This is a genomic window from Pseudomonas sp. GW823-FHT03E05, assembly GCF_058796855.1.
The window spans coordinates 1,259,617-1,273,350 of the sequence record NZ_JBXAJB010000001.1 but is presented as its reverse complement, the minus strand read 5'-3'; the positions used below and the strand labels follow the sequence as shown (position 1 = coordinate 1,273,350).

Below are 13,734 nucleotides of genomic sequence, written 5' to 3'. Positions count from 1 at the left end.
TACTCCTAGTTTTGCAGGATCTTGCGTCCCTTGATCACCACGTTCTTGTTGGCCTTGATGTTGATCACGCCAGAGCCGTCTATGGTGATGTCCTTGCCGCTGATGCTGATGGTGCCGTCCTTCTTCATGACGATGCTGGCTTTGCCGGTCATGATGGTCACCGAGTCACCGGCATCGATGACAAGGTTCTTGCCCACCGTCAGCTCATCGTCCTTGCCGATATCGGTCGTGCGTCCTGCGCCGACCTGGCGCGATTCGTTGTCTTTTACCGTCGTTGAAAGATTGGCTCCGACGTCCACCGAGCGGTTGGTGCCCACATTGGTCGACTGGTAGAGGCCCACGTTGACGTTTTGGTAGGCCCCGACATTCACCGTTTGAAAGGCGCCGATGACAACTTCCTGCGCGGCGCCGATGGCGATCGTCTCGTTGATACCTACCGCATGGGTGCGTTGCAGGGCCACGGTCGCGGTTTCGCTGGCGCCCACGCTGATGGTGCGGTTGAGGCCTATGCTGATCGTCTCGTTACTGCCGACGCTTTCGGTACGGTTGACGCCAATGCTGATGTCCTCGTTGTTGCCCACGCTTTCGGTGCGGTTGACGCCGATGGTGATGGTCTCGTTGTGATCGACGGTTTCGGTGCGGTCGTGTTTGACATGCACAGTCTCGTCGTTATCGATGGTCTTGCTGCGGTCGTGGCCGACCCAGTGGGTCTCGTCGTTCTCGACCTCGATGTCCTGGTTCTTCTCGGCATGGATAAACAGTTGCTCCGCACCTTTCTTGTCCTCCATGCGGATTTCATTGAAGTTGGCCGGTGAGCCGTCCTTGCTCGAACGGCTTTTCACCCCGCTCTGAGTGGCATTGGCCGGTAGCGTGTAGGGCACGGTCTGTTCGGCGTTGTAGACGCGGCCAGTGATGATCGGCCGATCCGGGTTGCCTTCGATGAAACTGACGATCACTTCCTGACCGATCCGCGGGATCTGCACCGCCCCCCAGTTCTTGCCGGCCCAGGCCTGGGACACGCGCATCCAGCAGGAGCTATTGGCATTGGACTGGTCGTGGCGGTCCCAGTAGAAATGCACTTTGACCCGGCCATACTGGTCGGTCCAGATCTCCTCGCCATCGGGGCCGACCACCACGGCGGTCTGCGGCCCGCGAACAATGGGCATGGGGGTCAGGGGGAGAGGGCGGAAGGCCTGGCTGGCATCCATGCAGTCCAGCTCGCTGGTGAACTGCTCGGACAGGTCCAGCTGCGCATTTTCATAGAGTTCCTGGCGGATCTGATAGCGTGCGAACACCACCAGGTATTCGCGGTTCTGGTCCTCGCGCTCGTAGCCGGTCAGCTTGAACAAATGGCCGCAGCCCAGCCCGCGGGCGCGGCCGCGCAGCTGCACGCGTTCGAACTGGCTGTGAATGGCTTCGATGCGGGTACGCGCGTAGTGCTCGCCGTCGTTGCTCTGTACGTATTCACCGGGGTAGTCGTAGAGCGGGTGGTCGCCGTTGCTGTGACTGCGCGACACACTGGAGCGCACCTCCAGTCTGGCGCGGGGGCGCTTGAAGTCGTAGTCGTTTAGCTCCAGAGAACCGGGTTGAACTTCCCGCTCCAGTTGCCAATCGTAGAAATGGTCGCGCTCGCGCATTTGCCGATCGGGCGGGTAGAAGGGCACCGAGTCATAGTCGGCCACCGTGGAGTGGGCGCCATAGGCGTCGGCAAACACCAGTACATGACGCGCCTGCTCATGGCGAAAGTAGTAATAGATGCCTTCGTGCTCCATCAACCGGCTGACGAAGTCAAAGCTGGTTTCACGGTACTGCACGCAATATTCCCACTCGCGGTAGTTGCCGCTCAGGCTGTCTTCGAAATCGGAGAAACCGAGGTCGCGGAACACCTGCTTGATGATCTCCGGCACCGTTTTGTTCTGGAAAATCCGGCAGTCCGAAGTGCGCGTGAGCAGCCATAACCAGGGCCGCAGGCTGACGCGGTAGCCGGCGAACTGACCGTGGCCGTTCACTTGCCGGCAGCTGCAGACAACGCCGTGGAAATAGCGTTTGCTGCCGTCGTGCAGCTCCAGGGTCAGGCCCATCGGCTTGCCCAGCAACTGGTCGAATGTGATCGCTCGGTTTTCGGAGGTGAGGTCCAATTCGTAGTGGAACAATCGCCCCAGCTCTTCGTTGCCTTCCATGCTCTGCAGCAACAGGACATCGCCGCCGAGGGGACTGTCGACCTGCACCAAACGGCTGTTTTGCGTTATTGCCATAAACGACTTCCTCTGGCTCGTGTTCGGGCGTCAGTCGTCCGTCTCGCGGGGTCAGGGGAAATCGTGTCCATCCATCGCGGTACATCCACCACAGAGATGATCTCCATATCGGCCTCATAGGCACTCAGTCAAAGCGAACGTACGAGTCAATCCGGCTCCTGCGGATTAACCTTCTGTCCAGAGCCACTTGGGCGTCACCTCTAACAATTCCGGTTAAAGTCTTAGCGCGGTTTAATCCTAGTCAAGAAACTCTCCGACCAATGGAGCGAACACCGAGCCGTTTCAAGGTAGGTGACCGACGGTCATTTGCTGCCCGGCTACGAGCGCGACGACATGCACCGGGAGGTGGCGCGTCATCGTGGTTGTTCATCTATAGAGGCCCAAGCTCACCACCACCTGCGCCTCAGCGGGTTGCCCATGGCCAATCACCTGGGTGAATCGAAGCAAAAGCTGCTCCAGCTCATGGCGCTAAGTTGCCCGATTCGCTTGAATAACGCCCCGCGTCGCCTTGCCAAACAAGCGCGCAGCCAAAGAATAAAACGGAATATTTCGAAAGGACCCGGCATGTCGTTATCCCGCTGTCTATCTGGCCTGTCCAACTTGTTGCACTACCGCCGCGAATGGTTGCGCGCCGACCTGCGGGCCGGGTTGTCCGTGGCGGCTATCCAGATCCCGATCGCCATCGCCTATGCGCAGATTGTCGGCCTGCCACCGCAATACGGGCTTTACGCCTGTGTGCTGCCGATGATCGTCTATGCCTTGATCGGCAGCTCGCGGCAACTGATGGTCGGCCCCGATGCCGCCACTTGCGCCATGCTCGGCGGGGCCGTGGCGCCTTTGGCCATGGGCGACCTGCAGCGTACCGTCGAATTGTCGATGATCGTCACCGTGCTGGTGGGCCTGATGCTGATTGCCGCCGGGATCGCCCGGGCGGGTTTTATCGCCAGCTTCTTCTCGCGGCCGATCCTCATCGGCTACCTCAACGGCATCGGTCTGAGCCTGATCGCCGGGCAAATGGGCAAGGTGGTGGGCTTCAAGATCGAAGGCGACGGCTTCATCCTGGGGCTGGCGGACTTTCTCCAGCGCCTGGGGGAGATCCATGGCCTGACCCTGGCCGTCGGCCTGGCCAGCCTGGGCCTTTTGATCTGGCTGCCGCGACGCTATCCGCGCGTACCTGCGGCGCTGCTGACGGTGGCGCTGTTCACCTTGCTGGCCGGGCTATTGGGCTTCGACCGCCTCGGAGTGGCGATCCTCGGTCATGTGCCGGCCGGGATGCCGGAGTTGTCCTGGCCCAAGACCACCCTGGAGGAAAGCAAGAGCCTGCTGCGCGACGCGCTGGGCATCGCTACCGTGAGTTTCTGCAGCGCCATGCTCACTGCCCGCAGCTTCGCCGCGCGCCATGGCTACGCGATCAACGCCAACCATGAATTCATCGCCCTGGGCCTGAGCAACCTGGCCGCCGGTGCCTCCCAGGGCTTTGCCATCAGCGGTGCGGATTCGCGTACCGCGGTCAATGACATGGCCGGAGGCAAGAGCCAGCTGGTGGGCATCATCGCCGCCCTGGCGATTGCGCTGATTCTGCTGTTTTTCACCGCGCCCATGGCGTGGATTCCGCAGCCGGCCCTGGGCGCGGTGCTGTTGATGGCGGGCTGGGGCTTGCTCGACGTCAAGTCCCTGAAGCAAATCTACCGACTCAGCCGCTTCGAGTTCTGGCTGTGCCTGCTGACCACCGTCAGTGTGCTGGGGCTGGGCGTGCTGCCGGGCATCATGTTCGCCGTGACCCTGGCCATCCTGCGCCTGCTGTACAGCATCTACCAACCCACCGACGCGGTGCTGGGCTGGATGCCCGGCATCGAAGGCCAGGTGGACATCCGCCAGTACCCGCAAGCCCGCACTGTGCCCGGCCTGGTGGTGTATCGCTTCGACGACGCGATCCTGTTCTTCAACGCCGACTACTTCAAGATGCGCCTGCTGGACACGGTGCAGCGCGAGAGCCAACCCGAGGTGGTGCTGTTCGATGCCGAGGCGGTGACCGATATCGATGTCAGCGGCATCGCGGTGCTGCGGGAAATCCGCGAGACCCTGGCCGCCCAGGGCATCTACTTCGCTATCGCCCGTGCCCGCGGTACTTTCCTGGCGATGCTGGAACGTTCGGGGATGACCCGGGAAATGGACAGCCAGTTGCTGTTCGGTTCGGTGCGTTCGGGGATCAGGACCTACCGCATATGGCGCAACAGCATGCGCGGCAAGCAATGAAGCAGAGGAGGGTGACCGGCAGGGAGCAGCCCTGCCGGCGCTTGATCGAAGCTCAGCCAGGCTGGCACGGCATCACTGGGTGATGGTCATGCTGCTGGTGGCCTGGACCGAGCCATAGCGGATGCGCGGATACGTCGGGTCGGCGTAGCTGAAATCCATCACCGTGCCGACGGAACCGAAGTAAAGGGCCTGGCAATTGAAGTTCACCGCGACCTGGCCGCCGTAAGGGGTGACCCCGATGGCGACCTGGGTCGGCCCGGTCCATTCGATCTTGCAACCCAGCGTACCGCCTGCTGCGCCGGCATTGTATCCACGACAGTTCAAGGTGGCGTTGCCGTTGCTGGTATTGGGAAAGCCCGCCCATTTGGCGATGGCCAGGTTGGCAGAGCATGAAGTGTTGACGCTGCTGGCTCCCGGGGCGAGCTTGTAGACCCCCGACGGTGGCGCAAGCGTTGCCGTGACGGGCGTCAATGGCAGCGCGGCAAGGCTCGATGCCGCCTGGTTTTCCACCACGGTGGTGGGCGAGGGCGGGAGCTTGCACACCACCACGGCGCCGACGTCGTCGGACTTCTTCAACTCACCCAGCGCAGTGATATCGGCGCCGCCCTTCGACTCGCAGAAGAGTTTGCGCAACTGGGCTTTCTCTTCGCTGTCAGCCATGGACGAGGCCTGGGCCAAAGGTGCAAGTGCCAGGCCAATGACTGCAGCCATCAGCACGCTTGAACGTTTCATGATCGATTCCTTATCGGGTTATGACTGGCTGCACCCTATGAGCCCCAGGCGATTTTTTTCATGACAAAAGCTCGGGTGTTTCGCGCAAGCAGGGGCGCTGGGGTTTTGTCCTCTCGGGGCTTGACCTGCTGCCGCTATCTGCTGTTGAATGCGCGCCCTAAAGCCTCTGCAACCTTTTCTCCAAGTGGTGAAGCCAGTGCCCTACGCCAGCCAACACGCCTGATACCGACGACGGTCCATCCTGCCTGATGGCTGCCCGTGCCTATGCACGGCGGCGCTTCATTGCCATGCCTGCCTGATCCTGTCGTTGGTTTTTCTCTGTTTTCGAGGACAAACCCATGCACACGGATATTCGTGCCACCGCGCACAACCTGGAACTGCTCAAATACCCCCGTACGCCCCACCTGCAAGGCTCGCGCCTGCAAGATGGCGACACTGACACTGGCCAGGTGCGCTATGGCGCCCTGGCCGGACAGTGGCTGGTGGTGGAAGAAAAACTCGATGGTGCCAACGCGGGCATCAGCTTTGGCGCAGGCGGCGAGTTGCTCCTGCAATCTCGCGGTCACTACCTCACCGGCGGTGGGCGCGAGCGCCAGTTCAATCTGTTCAAGCAGTGGGCCTCGGCCCATGAGCACTGGTTGCTGGAACGCCTGGAAGATCGCTTCGTGCTGTATGGCGAGTGGCTGCACAAGAAGCACTCGGTGTTCTACGACCACTTGCCACATTACTTCTGCGAGTTCGATGTGTGGGACCGCGCCACAGGGCTGTTCCTCTCCACCGCGGCGCGCCGGCGCCTGCTAGAAGGTGGGCCGGTGCTGTCGGTGCCTGTGCTGTACGAAGGCCCGGCACCGCGCCGGCATGCCGAGCTGCTAGCGCTGGTGGGCGATTCGCTGGCCAAGACCGCGCACTGGCACCAGGTGTTCGAGCAGGTGGTGCACCGCGAAGGCCTCGACCTGGCCCGTGCCTGGCGTCAGTGCGACCGCTCCAGCCGCATGGAGGGCCTGTACCTGAAGCTCGAGGACGAGCAGCAGACCCTCGGCCGGCTCAAGTGGGTACGCCAGGACTTCGTCCAGGCCATCCTCGATGCCGACCAGCACCATGCCAGCCAACCCTTTATCCCCAATCAACTGGCCGCCGGTGTCGACCTCTATGCCCCGCGCCTGTCCATGGACTGGCAGGGCCCACGCCACGGCTACTGAAGGAGCATCCCGAAATGGATATTCAACAACTGCGCCAACTGGTCCCTGAGCCGGGGCGCGATATGGACACCGCCGCCTGCCTGTCGGCCATTCCGGCCCTGGCGCGCCTGGCCGACACACCGCAGGACCCGATCTACCACGCCGAGGGCGATGTATGGATTCATACCCGCCTGGTGGTCGAGGCATTACTGGCCCAACCCGCCTACCAGCAGGCCAGCGCCGAGCAGCGCTTTGTGCTGTTCTTCGCGGCCCTGTTGCACGACATCGCCAAGCCCGACACCACGGTGATCGACAAGGATACCGGGCGTATCGGCCAGCCCGGTCATTCACGCCGGGGGGCGGTGGATGCGCGGCTGCTGTTGTGGCGCGCCGGTGTGCCGTTCGAGCTGCGCGAGCAGATCTGCCGCATCATCGCCGTGCACCAAGTGCCGTTTTTCGCCCTGCAGGGTGATCGCAGCGGCCGCAGCCCTGAGTTCCTGTTGCACAAACTGTCCTGGGAACTGCCGCTGTGGATGCTCTGTGCCGTCGCCGAGGCCGATATGCAGGGCCGCAACTACGCCGGCAAGGCCGATGTACTGGACGCCATCGAACTGTGGCGCGAACTGGCGCAGGAGGAGGGCTGCCTGCACGGACCGCGGGCCTTTGCCGACGACTACACACGCATTCAGTACCTGCGTGGCGCCCGGGTACATCCCGACTACCCGTTGCACGCGCCGCAGGGTTCGTCGGTGGTGATGCTCTCGGGCCTGCCGGCAAGCGGCAAGGACACCTGGACCGCACAGCATCACCCGGAGCTGCCGGTGGTGTCGTTCGACGACGCCCGCCAGGCCCTGGGCCTGCGCCATGGACAGAATGAAGGCGCCGCTGCGCATTACGCCATCGACCGGGCCAAGGCCTTGCTGCGAGAGCACAAACCCTTTGTGTGGAACTCGACGCACCTGTCGGCGCAGATGCGCAACCGCACCCTGGACTTGCTCTACGGCTACGGCGCGCAGGTGGAGATTCTCTACCTGGAGCGCCCCGAGGACGAGATCATGCGACGCAACCAGCAGCGCGACACCTCGCTGCGCAACGATGATATCCGCCGCATGCTGTTCAAGTGGGAAGTGCCACTGCCCACCGAGGCGCACCGAGTTGTTTATCAGGCGGTGACGGGGTGAGTGGTCCAGGGGGACATGGCGACGCGAGGCATGAAGCGTTTCAAACCCTATCCGCTTGAAAAGCAACCAACTTGAAAGTCACGGCCAGAAATCACCAGGCAAATGAAAATGTCAGAAACTGCAGAAAAAATAAGTGAGGTCTTACAAGCTTTTCACCGTTTTGAAGATGGCTTGCTATTGTCGTTCGAGTTTAATTATGCGCCAGGCGAACGACTCGCAGCACAGGTTGTATTTCATGCCAGAGATCACCGTATTGACGGAAATGTTTGGAAGAAAGTCAAAGTGGTTGTCCGTGGCGTCGAAGAGCTGAGTGCGAAAGTTAGCGGCCATCAATTCAATTCAATTTGCTCGGGGGTTCGGTTGTTGAAGTTTGACGAGTATTGGTGTGTCGACATTGATGGAAATTACGCTTTGGATGCTGATCCAGCATCTATTGATCAAGTGCGCCAAGAAGGGGATCTATATGTTATTGGTCGTGATATCGAGGTTTATGAGCTTGAGGGCTAGGTGATCCCAGTGAAAGTAGTTGTAGCCAGAACGCACCCTCGTTGATTGAACTTCCTGACGTTCCACCCGAACATCCTGCGACGGATGGAGTATCCCCTGGAAATGAAGCTTACAGATCTCTATAACAAGGTAATCAGTAAAGAGCCGTACAATGATATGGACGTGTTCTTCGAGAGCTATGAAAGCTTTGAAGAGATTCCGCTTGTATCAAGGTATGGTCGCTTAAAGCACCTGATGGATGAAATGAGCAGCGACGGGGTGTCTGATTTTCTGACAGGGCTCGCTTTGTTTGTTTTAAATACTTTAAGAGTCTTGGAGGTTTCAACAGGTAAAGATGTTTTTTTCGCCGTGACTTTTACAGACTTTGAAGGGCTGGAGCAGCAAGGTGTTCTCATACCCAATATTTTTATTTACGCAAAGCCAGCTTCAGTCAGTTTTTTGGAAAAAGTACGAGAACATGATAGAGGGCTTGCGTCGAAGGAGATGAAGAAAGTGAAAAAACATTTTTCCAGCTGTGGGGCAGAAACGGCTTTTGATTTTTATGAAAGCAGATCTTATGACGCAGCTTGCGCTGAAGAAATTGTAAGGGTCTTTGCTGTACCCAGGACTTCATGAGAGTACAGGGTTCGTCAGCCAATCCGACGGTGGATCTGAGCAGTGAGTGGTTTCGAAAACTGGAAATGACCAGCTCGGGTACGCCAATTCAAAGCGTCGAAAGCGCCCGGATGTGTGATCCAAGCCTGATAGCTGATCACAGCTCCTGTGAGCCTTGGAGTTATGCTATTTAACATAATATACATTATGCGTAGATACGATGTGCTCATGTGGGTCACGTTACCCAAGAATTACCCAGGCTCAACTGCAACGCTTCCTACCTTCAGGAACAGCTTCTGAAGCCAGGCTTCGATCACTTTGCTGTTGCTCGCGTCTGGGCCTTCGCAATGACATCCTGGACAAACGAATCCTGATTCCTTTGCTCCTTGTAGCCAACCCAGGACTTCACCGGCCCTGGGCCGAAAAATTTCCAGCTGCGTGACTCCCGCGGATTCCGACTGCGGATGAACACGTGGTGTGTGTCTTTCGAAATTCGTAACGCCTGTCAAAGTTCGAGCGGGAGAATTTTAAACTCAGGTGGTTGCTGACTGTGGCCCACCTATATATCGAACTATTGAAGGTGGGCTTTGGGTAATTGCCGGGACGGCCAAGAAATCTACCGACAGAGCTCTCTGTATCGATTCACGTTGGAAACTGCAGAGTCTAGCGTTGTTGTTTTGTATTTGTAGTAGTGGATTATATTCGCCTGGGCCGGTCCGACATTGCCGAAGTATTCTTCCCAGGCATTACTCTTGGTGAGCAAGTCAGAGAGCATGGTTCTCAAGTCGTTTTCCGTCCAGGCTGTCTTGTAGCCTTTAACCTCACCAGGGGCCGGGCTGTTATGTTTTACATAATTAACCAGCAGGTACTTTCCTTCGTAGGCCATAAATACCGTATACACGGTCCCTTGAGGGGCTGACTGCCTGTACCAAGGGATCACGACAAAATGATGAACCACTGGTCCCGTACTAAAGTGCCAAACAGCTGTCTCCGAGTGCAGGCCGCGAAATAAAAGAGCCTGATCGATTTGGTATTTCATGCTTCCGTTATTTGTAATGACATCGTTTCCAACATCATTTTGCACCTTCCCGTAGACAGCGCAGCTCATTTGAATGGGCACGGAAGGACAATCCTTCAGCCCCATGAGCGTTGCATTGTTTTCTATTGCCCTGACCAGATCTTCCCCTGTCATGTTTCTTGGCTCCTGCCTAGTTGTTCAATATGCAGTTTAAATAATCGATATTGCTGCCCCTGGTGAGGATAGCTTCGATCTGCCCTTTATCAAATACACCTCGCCGCGGGTCTTGCCGAGTGCTGCCGGGTGTCGAGATATGGCTCGCGGGATGAGCTACCCTGCCCTTACAATATGACGCTTATAAATAACTAAACTAAATGAATATTTAGTTTAGTTATATTGGATATCAGGAGTTACCCATGACCTTTCCCCTTCGAACAATGGTGAGCAGTGTCGCTTTATCGGCCCTGCTGGCCACTTCTCTGGCAACGGCCGAACAAGGTCCTTCATTCAACTGCAGTGAGAAGATGACCGGGTCGATAACCGCACTGATCTGCCAGAACCCTGGTCTCGCGGCACTGGACCGCAAGTTGGCCACTATTTATCGCGACGCCCTGAAGAATGCCGGCAAGCGCGGCAATGTGCTCAAGGCCGAACAGCGTGGCTGGATCAAGGGCCGCGACGAGTGCTGGAAGATCGATGATCAGCAAGCCTGCGTGGCTGATAGCTATCGTCGGCGCATCGTCGAACTGCAGACGGGTTATGGGCTGGTCACCTCCTCCGCTCCGGTCATGTTCGATTGCGCGAGCAATGGCCGTATCAGTGTCACCTTCTTCCAGACCGACCCCCCCTCCCTCACCGCCTTATATAAAGGCCGGCAATCGCTGATGCTGGAGGCCAGTTCTGCCAGCGGCTCACGTTACCTAGGGCAGAACGAGAGCTTCTGGGAGCATCAGGGCGAGGCCGCTGTCACTTGGGGCCATGGGGCTGAAGAGATGATCTGCAAGAAAGCAGGCTGAGCCCTGCCGTTTGCACCGCATCGGGTGCAGGCCGCCAAGCCCTGGGGGTTAGTTCCTGACAATACCCGGCGTCCCGGGCGACTGCTGGCTGGCCCGATCCGGATGATCGCGCTCGATGAACCGCCGCAACCCTTCCTGGGTTTCCGGTTGATGGATCGAGCGGTTGAAGCACTGCGCTTCGATCTTCAAGCCCTCCGCCAATGGCAAGCCATAGCCGCGCACGGCCGCTTCCTTGTCCGAACGCATCGCCGGTTGCGGCAGGCCGGCCAGGACATGGGCCAGCTCCAGTGCCCGTTTCAGGGAGCGCCCACTGGGCACTATTTCGTTGACCAGGCCGATGCGGTACGCCTCCTGGGCGTCGATCACCTTGCCCGTGAGAATCAGCTCCATGGCCCGGCCCATGCCGATGATCCGTGGCAGGCGCTGGGTGCCGCCATCCGCCAGGCCGATGTTCCAGCGCCGGCAGGTAACGCCGAACGAGGCGTGTTCTTCAGCGATGCGGATGTCGGCAAAACAGGCCCACTCCAGGCCACCGGCATAGGCCACGCCGTTGACCGCGGCAATGATCGGCTTGTAGATCTCGGTCCAGCGGCTGGGGCCGATGATGCCCGGGCGTTCACCACGGTCGTGGGCTGCCATTTCCTCGGCGCTGCTGGGCACCAGTTGCGCGGCCGCCTTGAGATCGCCGCCGGCGCAGAAGGCTCGGTCGCCGGTGCCGGTGATGATTGCCACCAGGGCGTTGTCATCCTCGCGAAAGCGTGTCCAGGCCTCGATCAGCTCGCGGTGGGTGACCGGGCCGATGCAGTTGCGCTGCTCGGGACGGTTGAAGCGGATGATCACCACGGGCCCGGACTGCTCATAGGCTATTTCGCTGAAAGTCATAAACGCTCCTGTTTATGTGTGTCCTGCGGTGAAACGGCTGCGCAATCCAGTATAGGCAGTGCTAAAAGTGAGGTTATGGCGATTTTCAGGTCACTCCGGGCTTTCTTGACAAGGAAAAAGACTGGTATGAATTCAGAGACCCGCGCCTTCTCGGCCGAATAAAACAGGAATCAGCACCATGAAGGTAATGACGGTATTGCCACTGCCCAGGAAAGCCGTGCCTAGGGCCTTAGTCCTGGCCCTCAGCAGTATCATCCTGTCCCTGCCCCTCGCCCAGGCCTGCACCCGGCTGACCTACCTGGGAAGCAACCAGAGCGTGATCACCGCCCGTTCCATGGACTGGAAAACCGATGTGGCGACCCATCTGTGGATCTTCCCGCAGGGCATGCAGCGCAATGGTGAGGTGGGAGCCAACTCGATCAAGTGGACCTCGCGCTACGGCAGTGTGATTGCCTCGGGCTATGACATCGCGACTACCGACGGCGTCAACCAGGCAGGCCTGGTGACCAACCTGCTGTGGCTGGTGGAGTCCCAGTACCCGGTGCCCGACAACGGCAAGCCGGGCCTCAGCATCGCCGCCTGGGCCCAGTATGTGCTGGACAACTACGCCACCGTGGCGGAGGCCGTGGACGCGCTGAAGAAAGAGCCCTTTACCCTGGTGACGGCCAATGTCCCCGGGGATACGCGCCTGGCGACCCTGCACCTGTCGATTTCCGACGCCACGGGGGACAGCGCGATCATCGAGTACATCAAGGGCAAGCCGGTGATTCACCATGGCCGGGAATTCCAGGTCATGACCAATTCCCCGACCTTTGATGAACAGCTGGCCCTCAATGCCTACTGGAAATCCATTGGCGGCACCGTCATGTTGCCGGGCACCAACCGCGCCGCGGATCGATTCGCCCGGGCCTCCTTCTATGTCAACGCTATTCCCAAGGACGAGAGCCCGCAGGTCTCCCTGGCCAGCGTGTTCAGCGTGATCAGAAACGTCTCTGTGCCTTACGGCATCTCCACCCCGGGTGAACCGAATATTTCCTCCACTCGCTGGCGCACTGTAGTGGACCATCAACGCAAGCTGTACTTTTTCGAGTCGGCACTGACCCCCAATACCTTTTGGGTCGACCTGAAGAAGATCGACTTCGCAAGCACTACGGGCCAGGTGAAGAAGCTCGACTTGGGCAAGGACCAGTCCACCACCTATTCCGGCGAAGTCTCCGGCGACTTCAAGGTCACCCCCGCCTTCAAGTTTCAAGGTGCCTGAGCGGTTTCTACGCTGCCGAGGCAATGTGCCCCGAGCGCCCGAGCGCCCGAGGCCACAAGGCCCGGGAGCTCGGGGTATCGCGAGGGAGCTACAGGACCAGGGTCAGTGGCGGCTGCAGGGTGATATCCAGCGTGGCCAGTGTGCAATTGCCAGTGAGGGCCTGGTTGAAGGCACTCAACTTTTGAAAGGGACCGTTCCAGGTCACGAATATGTCATTGGCCCCGCAATTGCTGGCAGGCACGAAATTGGAGACGACAAAGCTGACGCCCTCCAGCTTCAAGGAAAATACGGTTTCCGGTTTCAAGATCCAGGGCAGATTCTTTGCCTGCAAGGACTTGCAGATTCCGCTACCGCTGATGAACACACTGTGGATCTTGGCTTCATCCTGAGTGTTGATCGAACCGCTCAGGCTGATGCCACAGGTGACCTGTGCCTGAAACGACGACGGCAGTTTTATCGAGAGGGTGCCATTGTTGCCGTAGAACGGGCCCTGGGGTGAAAAGTGTGGTGCAGCGGCCACCAGGGTCGTGGAGCACAACCCTATGACAAGCGCACTTGCGATCATCAGGCTATTCAAGCTTTTCATTGTTGTTCCTCACGCATAGGGCGAAGTGTTTCGCCGGGGTAATGGCCATGATCGAGAGGTCATGAAAACGGCAGGACGTCCCTTTCCAGCCAAGCTTCAGGTCGGTTGCATTTCACGGGAGCGGCCAAGGCGCCAAGGAAAGTCCTCCACCCTGGGCGAAATTCAAAAACAGCATTGAAATATTTTTTTGAATCAAATAGCTGGCAATCTCCGATCGGTCAAGGCTCCCCATCGGCCTTCAACCCTGTGGCAAGCCTGCCGGGGGGCC

The 13,734-nt window shown here is 59.0% G+C and carries 12 protein-coding genes; 7 read left to right on the top strand and 5 right to left on the bottom strand.

The genetic code is table 11. The features are described from left to right. Nucleotides 1-5: 5 nt before the first annotated feature. The gene (locus AC1RCO_RS05695) at nt 6-2,255 is read right to left on the bottom strand and encodes a type VI secretion system Vgr family protein (protein ID WP_492617487.1); all 2,250 of its coding nucleotides are present in this window, start codon (nt 2,253-2,255) and stop codon (nt 6-8) included. Between the two features lie 564 nt (nt 2,256-2,819). On the opposite strand from AC1RCO_RS05695, the gene AC1RCO_RS05690 reads away from it, so the two are divergent. Beyond that, nucleotides 2,820-4,511: a SulP family inorganic anion transporter gene (locus tag AC1RCO_RS05690; protein WP_011061293.1), complete on the top strand. Its 1,692-nt coding sequence runs from the start codon at nt 2,820-2,822 to the stop codon at nt 4,509-4,511. A 72-nt stretch (nt 4,512-4,583) separates the two neighbouring features. On the opposite strand, the gene AC1RCO_RS05685 is transcribed toward AC1RCO_RS05690, so the two are convergent. Then, nucleotides 4,584-5,243 carry a hypothetical protein gene (locus AC1RCO_RS05685; protein ID WP_011061294.1) on the bottom strand — a complete coding sequence of 220 codons (660 nt, stop codon included), beginning with the start codon at nt 5,241-5,243 and terminating at the stop codon, nt 4,584-4,586. Between the two features lie 338 nt (nt 5,244-5,581). Between AC1RCO_RS05685 and AC1RCO_RS05680 the strand changes: the two genes are divergently transcribed. The 4 genes from AC1RCO_RS05680 (at nt 5,582) to AC1RCO_RS05665 (ending at nt 8,724) form a co-directional block, all read left to right on the top strand. After that, nucleotides 5,582-6,442, top strand: a complete 861-nt coding sequence (locus AC1RCO_RS05680; RefSeq protein WP_492617486.1) for an RNA ligase family protein — start codon at nt 5,582-5,584, stop codon at nt 6,440-6,442. Nucleotides 6,443-6,456: 14 nt separating this feature from the next. Then, nucleotides 6,457-7,602: an AAA family ATPase gene (locus AC1RCO_RS05675; RefSeq protein ID WP_492617485.1), complete on the top strand. Its 1,146-nt coding sequence runs from the start codon at nt 6,457-6,459 to the stop codon at nt 7,600-7,602. A gap of 102 nt (nt 7,603-7,704) precedes the next feature. Next, nucleotides 7,705-8,109 carry a hypothetical protein gene (locus AC1RCO_RS05670; protein WP_258610757.1) on the top strand — a complete coding sequence of 135 codons (405 nt, stop codon included), beginning with the start codon at nt 7,705-7,707 and terminating at the stop codon, nt 8,107-8,109. Between the two features lie 102 nt (nt 8,110-8,211). After that, on the top strand, nt 8,212-8,724 hold the full coding sequence (locus tag AC1RCO_RS05665; RefSeq protein WP_225368786.1) for an Imm15 family immunity protein: 513 nt from the start codon (nt 8,212-8,214) through the stop codon (nt 8,722-8,724). 595 nt (nt 8,725-9,319) lie between these two features. Here the strand turns inward: AC1RCO_RS05665 and AC1RCO_RS05660 are convergent. Then, entirely contained in the window at nt 9,320-9,895 is a 576-nt protein-coding gene (locus AC1RCO_RS05660; RefSeq protein WP_053151678.1) for a hypothetical protein, read from the bottom strand. Nucleotides 9,896-10,137: 242 nt separating this feature from the next. On the opposite strand from AC1RCO_RS05660, the gene AC1RCO_RS05655 reads away from it, so the two are divergent. After that, entirely contained in the window at nt 10,138-10,737 is a 600-nt protein-coding gene (locus tag AC1RCO_RS05655; protein ID WP_492617484.1) for an MliC family protein, read from the top strand. Nucleotides 10,738-10,785: 48 nt separating this feature from the next. Here the strand turns inward: AC1RCO_RS05655 and AC1RCO_RS05650 are convergent, their stop codons facing one another. Further along, complete coding sequence (locus tag AC1RCO_RS05650) at nt 10,786-11,619, bottom strand: enoyl-CoA hydratase/isomerase family protein (RefSeq protein WP_015635615.1); 834 nt, start codon at nt 11,617-11,619, stop codon at nt 10,786-10,788. Between the two features lie 178 nt (nt 11,620-11,797). Here AC1RCO_RS05650 and AC1RCO_RS05645 point away from each other — a divergent pair, with 178 nt between their 5' ends. Next, nucleotides 11,798-12,880, top strand: coding sequence for a linear amide C-N hydrolase (locus AC1RCO_RS05645; RefSeq protein ID WP_445494714.1), 1,083 nt, complete (start codon nt 11,798-11,800; stop codon nt 12,878-12,880). Between the two features lie 88 nt (nt 12,881-12,968). Here AC1RCO_RS05645 and praB read toward each other — a convergent pair whose 3' ends face one another. Beyond that, entirely contained in the window at nt 12,969-13,466 is a 498-nt protein-coding gene (gene praB, locus AC1RCO_RS05640) for an alkane oxidation protein activator PraB (protein ID WP_492617483.1), read from the bottom strand. Nucleotides 13,467-13,734: the final 268 nt, after the last annotated feature.

Bases quoted from the DNA above. Each gene is read 5' to 3' on its own strand.
- AC1RCO_RS05695 (WP_492617487.1), bottom strand. From the start codon at position 2,255: ATGGCAATAACGCAAAACAGCCGTTTGGTGCAGGTCGACAGTCCCCTC.
- AC1RCO_RS05690 (WP_011061293.1), top strand. From the start codon at position 2,820: ATGTCGTTATCCCGCTGTCTATCTGGCCTGTCCAACTTGTTGCACTAC.
- AC1RCO_RS05685 (WP_011061294.1), bottom strand. From the start codon at position 5,243: ATGAAACGTTCAAGCGTGCTGATGGCTGCAGTCATTGGCCTGGCACTT.
- AC1RCO_RS05680 (WP_492617486.1), top strand. From the start codon at position 5,582: ATGCACACGGATATTCGTGCCACCGCGCACAACCTGGAACTGCTCAAA.
- AC1RCO_RS05675 (WP_492617485.1), top strand. From the start codon at position 6,457: ATGGATATTCAACAACTGCGCCAACTGGTCCCTGAGCCGGGGCGCGAT.
- AC1RCO_RS05670 (WP_258610757.1), top strand. From the start codon at position 7,705: ATGAAAATGTCAGAAACTGCAGAAAAAATAAGTGAGGTCTTACAAGCT.
- AC1RCO_RS05665 (WP_225368786.1), top strand. From the start codon at position 8,212: ATGAAGCTTACAGATCTCTATAACAAGGTAATCAGTAAAGAGCCGTAC.
- AC1RCO_RS05660 (WP_053151678.1), bottom strand. From the start codon at position 9,895: ATGACAGGGGAAGATCTGGTCAGGGCAATAGAAAACAATGCAACGCTC.
- AC1RCO_RS05655 (WP_492617484.1), top strand. From the start codon at position 10,138: ATGACCTTTCCCCTTCGAACAATGGTGAGCAGTGTCGCTTTATCGGCC.
- AC1RCO_RS05650 (WP_015635615.1), bottom strand. From the start codon at position 11,619: ATGACTTTCAGCGAAATAGCCTATGAGCAGTCCGGGCCCGTGGTGATC.
- AC1RCO_RS05645 (WP_445494714.1), top strand. From the start codon at position 11,798: ATGAAGGTAATGACGGTATTGCCACTGCCCAGGAAAGCCGTGCCTAGG.
- praB (WP_492617483.1), bottom strand. From the start codon at position 13,466: ATGAAAAGCTTGAATAGCCTGATGATCGCAAGTGCGCTTGTCATAGGG.